The 4,406-nt window shown below is 59.2% G+C and carries 5 protein-coding genes; all 5 read left to right on the top strand.

Annotation, left to right across the window (positions count from 1 at the left end; translation table 11 throughout):
- The first annotated feature begins 188 nt into the window (after positions 1 to 188).
- On the top strand, positions 189 to 632 hold the full coding sequence (gene aroQ / locus RI563_RS06300) for a type II 3-dehydroquinate dehydratase (protein ID WP_310693515.1): 444 nt from the start codon (positions 189 to 191) through the stop codon (positions 630 to 632).
- Positions 633 to 661: 29 nt separating this feature from the next.
- Positions 662 to 1,123: an acetyl-CoA carboxylase biotin carboxyl carrier protein gene (accB, locus tag RI563_RS06295; protein WP_310693514.1), complete on the top strand. Its 462-nt coding sequence runs from the start codon at positions 662 to 664 to the stop codon at positions 1,121 to 1,123.
- Between the two features lie 65 nt (positions 1,124 to 1,188).
- Positions 1,189 to 2,532, top strand: coding sequence for an acetyl-CoA carboxylase biotin carboxylase subunit (gene accC, locus RI563_RS06290; RefSeq protein WP_310693513.1), 1,344 nt, complete (start codon positions 1,189 to 1,191; stop codon positions 2,530 to 2,532).
- Between the two features lie 243 nt (positions 2,533 to 2,775).
- Positions 2,776 to 3,651 carry a 50S ribosomal protein L11 methyltransferase gene (prmA, locus tag RI563_RS06285; protein ID WP_310693512.1) on the top strand — a complete coding sequence of 292 codons (876 nt, stop codon included), beginning with the start codon at positions 2,776 to 2,778 and terminating at the stop codon, positions 3,649 to 3,651.
- A 96-nt stretch (positions 3,652 to 3,747) separates the two neighbouring features.
- Positions 3,748 to 4,406 (top strand): MJ0042-type zinc finger domain-containing protein (locus RI563_RS06280; protein ID WP_310693511.1); only part of this gene is annotated, 659 nt, incomplete at its 3' end.

Here is a 4,406-nt window from a genome sequence, read left to right as displayed (position 1 = left end):
CGAACTGGCGGGTAAATCCGGAGTTCTGGACAAACCCCTCAGCTTGAGGCAGAATTCTCTTCAAATCGGCCGATAAAACTGCGTCAAAATGGCGTCGATCTTGCTTCGATCTTCTCGGATTTGTAGCCACGATAAATCGACTCAAACGGCCCGCGACGCGACAACGCTATATTTTAGACAAACACATTATGGCCCAGATACTGGTATTACACGGACCCAACCTGAACCTGCTCGGCACGCGCGAGCCGGAACACTATGGCGCGGCCACCCTGGCCGAGATCGATCAGGAACTGGGCCGCATTGCCAGTGAAGCCGGGCACACGTTATCCAGCCTGCAGAGCAATGCCGAGCACGAACTGGTTTCCCGCGTGCAGCAGGCGGCCAGCGAGAATGTGGCCTGGATCATTATCAATCCCGCCGCTTTTACCCATACCAGCGTGGCACTGCGCGACGCGCTGGCGGCGGTGAAGATTCCGTTTATCGAAGTACATCTTTCCAACATCCATGCACGCGAGGATTTCCGTCGCCATTCCTATTTTTCGGAACTGGCCAGCGGTGTGATCAGCGGGCTGGGTGCGTACGGGTACACGCTGGCGTTGCAGTCGGCACTACATACCCTGCAGAACAACTAACCTGATAACCCTGTCAAGGCATTACTGTTATGGATATTCGCAAAGTCAAAAAACTGATCGAACTGCTGGAAGAGTCCGGCGTTGCCGAAATCGAGATCAAGGAAGGTGAAGAGTCGGTGCGTATCAGCCGCACCGGTCCCAACGCCCCGATGATGATGCAGGCGCCGCCGCAACCGGCACCGGCAGCCCCGGCGGCGCCCGCACCGGCACCGGCGGCCCCTGCTGCCGCGGAAAGCGACGAGCCCACACTGCCTGAAGGCCATGTGGTCAAATCTCCCATGGTAGGCACCTTCTACCGTGCGCCCTCGCCCGGCGCCAGTTCGTTTGTCGAAGTGGGTCAGCAGGTCAACGCCGGTGATACCCTGTGCATCATCGAGGCCATGAAGCTGCTCAACCAGATCGAGGCCGACAAGAGCGGCACCATCAAGGCCATCCTGGTGGAAAACGGCCAGCCGGTGGAATACGACGAACCGCTGTTTGTCATCGGCTAACGAAACCGGCCGCCGCGAGCGGCCCGCCACTTCGCCTTTTGGGCACTAACCAGATTGTGTAAACGATGATAGAAAAAGTCCTGATTGCCAACCGTGGAGAGATTGCGCTGCGCATTCTGCGCGCCTGCCGCGAGCTGGGTATCAAAACCGTGGCGGTTCACTCCGATGCCGATCGCGATCTGAAGCATGTGCGTCTGGCCGATGAATCGGTCTGTATCGGCCCCGCTTCCTCCACCGAGAGCTATCTGAACATACCCGCCGTGATCAGCGCCGCCGAAGTCACCGACTCGATGGCCATTCACCCCGGTTATGGTTTTTTGTCGGAAAATGCCGACTTCGCCGAGCGGGTGATGGAAAGCGGATTTATCTTTATCGGTCCGCGGCCCGAAACCATTCGCATGATGGGTGACAAGGTGCAGGCCATCAAGGCAATGCAAAAAACCGGCGTGCCCTGTGTACCCGGTTCCGACGGGCCGCTGGGCAGTGATGACGAAACCAATATTCGCCTTGCCCGTGAGATCGGTTATCCGATCATCATCAAGGCCGCCGGCGGTGGCGGCGGGCGTGGCATGCGCGTGGTCCACTCCGAAGCGGCCTTGCTGAATGCCATTTCCATGACCCGGGCCGAAGCCGGCTCGTCGTTCGGCAACGACATGGTCTACATGGAAAAATTCCTGGAAAACCCGCGGCATATCGAGTTCCAGGTGCTCGCTGATGAACACGGCAACGCCATTCATCTGGGTGAGCGCGATTGCTCCATGCAGCGCCGTCACCAGAAAGTGATCGAAGAGGCGCCCGCTCCGGGCATCACCGAAAAGATGCGCAAGAAGATCGGCGAACGCTGCGCCGATGCCTGCCGCGAGATCGGTTATCGCGGCGCCGGCACCTTCGAGTTTCTGTATCAGGATGGTGAGTTCTACTTCATCGAGATGAATACCCGCGTACAGGTGGAACACCCGGTGACCGAAATGATCACCGGCGTGGATATCGTCCGCGAACAGTTACTGATCGCCTCGGGTGAAAAACTGCGTTATACCCAGAAGGAGATCGAAATCCGCGGCCATGCCATCGAATGTCGCATGAACGCCGAGGACCCGGACAAGTTTATCCCTTCGCCGGGCACTATCAGCTCCTATCACGCACCGGGTGGACCGGGTATCCGGGTCGATACCCATATCTATAACGGTTACCGGGTACCGCCCTATTACGATTCGATGATCGGCAAACTGATTGCCCACGGCGAAGATCGCAACACCGCCCTGGCACGCATGCGCATCGCCCTGAGCGAAGTCGTGGTCGAAGGCATCAAGACCAACATTCCCCTGCACCAGGAACTGATCCGCGATGCCAACTTCCGGGCCGGCGGGACCAACATTCACTATCTTGAAAAACTGTTGAGTGAACGGTAGTTCACTCAACAGTTTTTCAGTACCGAGGGACGAGTTACGAGGAAAAGCGTTTACCACCAAGACACGAAGACACCAAGAACAACCAGATGAAAAACCGGTGAAATTAAGTGCGTTAATTTTACGATGTTTTTCCGGTTGGGTATGGGCAAATACCAAATCAAATAACTTCGTGCCTTGGTGTCTTGGTGGTTTATCAAGGCAATTCCTCGTCACTCGTCCCTCGTAACTCGGCCCTGTTATTTTATGTCCTGGTTACAACTCATCATCCCCGCGTCGGCCGAACAGGTCGAACGTCTCAGTGACGCACTCGAGTCGGCTGGCGCCGCGTCGGTGACCTTGCTGGACGCCGCCAATCAGCCGTTGCTGGAGCCGGCGCCGGGGAGTACGCCGATCTGGGAACAGACACGGGTGATCGGTCTGTTCAGCGCCGATCAGGATCCCCGGACCATCATCGATCAGATCAACGCTCGCCTGAGCGAACCGGTGAGTGACTGGAAAGCCGAGCCGCTGGAAGATCAGAACTGGGTACGCGCCTGGATGGATCATTTCCAGCCGATGCAGTTCGGCGAACAGGTCTGGATCGTCCCCGGCGGCTATACCCCGCCCGATCCCGAAGCCGTGAACATTCTGCTCGATCCGGGCCTGGCTTTTGGCACCGGTACCCATCCGACCACCCGGCTCTGCCTGGAATGGCTGGATGAACATCCCCCGCGGGATCAGAACGTCATCGACTATGGCTGCGGCTCTGGCATTCTCGCCATCGCAGCCAGCAAACTCGGCGCGCGACAGCTGTGGGGGGTGGACAACGACCCCCAGGCCCTGCTGGCCACGGCGGAGAATCTGCGTAAAAACGGGATCGACGAGAACACCACCCTCTGCCTGCCCGGGGCTCTGCCGCAGGACATCACCGTCCCCCTGCTGCTGGCCAATATCCTGGCCGGCCCCCTGATCAGCCTGGCCCCGCAACTGGCCGGGCATGTCGAGCCGGGCGGCAGCATCGTCCTGGCCGGGATCCTCGACACCCAGATGGATGACGTCATCGCCGCCTACCAGCCCTTTTTCAACATGCAGCTCTATCGTCAGATCGAAGAGTGGGTTTGTCTCACAGGGGCTAGGTAGATACTAGGACCTAGGACCTAGCACCTAGAAACTGATCTAGCGTGATATGATCACCGGCATGATTCACGCCGCCTTCCAAAAACAGCCAGGACCGCAATGCTAACGTGTTGTCCTGCCTGTCGTACCTGTTTTCGAATCACCGAAGCCCAGCTGGCGGTGGCGCAGGGCAAGGTACGTTGCGGCAAATGCAAGACCGTCTTCAATGCCCGGCAGCATTTGCAGCCGGCCACCGGTCAGAGCGCATCGGCTCCGTCCACTGCTCCGCAATCTCCCCCGACGGCTCCCGCCCGGGATCAAACGGATCATATTGATCTGAGCCGGACCCCGCAGAGCGAAGCGCATCCTGCGGAGTCAGGCCGTGATGAAACCGCCTCCGCCGGGGCGCCTCCGGCAGCGGCCGACATACCCCCCGAACCGGAACCGTCCGACACGGCCACCGCCAAAACTGAGACCGACGCCGTTACGTCCGAGCCCGCCGCCGACCATTCCGCACCCACCACGGAGGTCCCGTTCGAGCCGGACGACACACCGGCAGCCTCTGCTATGGAACAGGAGGCGCCTCTCGAGGCTGAAACCGAATCGGAACCGGAAACCGTCGAAATCCCGATGCCGGATCTGGACGAGATGGATATGGCCCCGGCCACCGAATCTTCGGTGGATACCGCTTCCATGAGCAAACCGGAACCCGAGCCTGAGCCAGAGTCCGAGCCAGAACCGGAACCGGAACCGACATCGGCTTCCGACAGCTCCCGCTA

The sequence above is a fragment of the Thiohalophilus sp. genome (genome assembly GCF_031581315.1).
In the GTDB taxonomy this organism is placed as follows: Bacteria; Pseudomonadota; Gammaproteobacteria; order UBA6429; family Thiohalophilaceae; genus Thiohalophilus.
The sequence above is the reverse complement of the archived record's forward strand: the minus strand, read 5'-3'. Positions and strand labels throughout refer to the sequence as shown.

What these genes read in the sequence shown, in the direction of transcription:
- accC (WP_310693513.1), top strand. Translation starts at nt 1,189, where the DNA reads ATGATAGAAAAAGTCCTGATTGCCAACCGTGGAGAGATTGCGCTGCGC.
- prmA (WP_310693512.1), top strand. Translation starts at nt 2,776, where the DNA reads ATGTCCTGGTTACAACTCATCATCCCCGCGTCGGCCGAACAGGTCGAA.
- accB (WP_310693514.1), top strand. Translation starts at nt 662, where the DNA reads ATGGATATTCGCAAAGTCAAAAAACTGATCGAACTGCTGGAAGAGTCC.
- aroQ (WP_310693515.1), top strand. Translation starts at nt 189, where the DNA reads ATGGCCCAGATACTGGTATTACACGGACCCAACCTGAACCTGCTCGGC.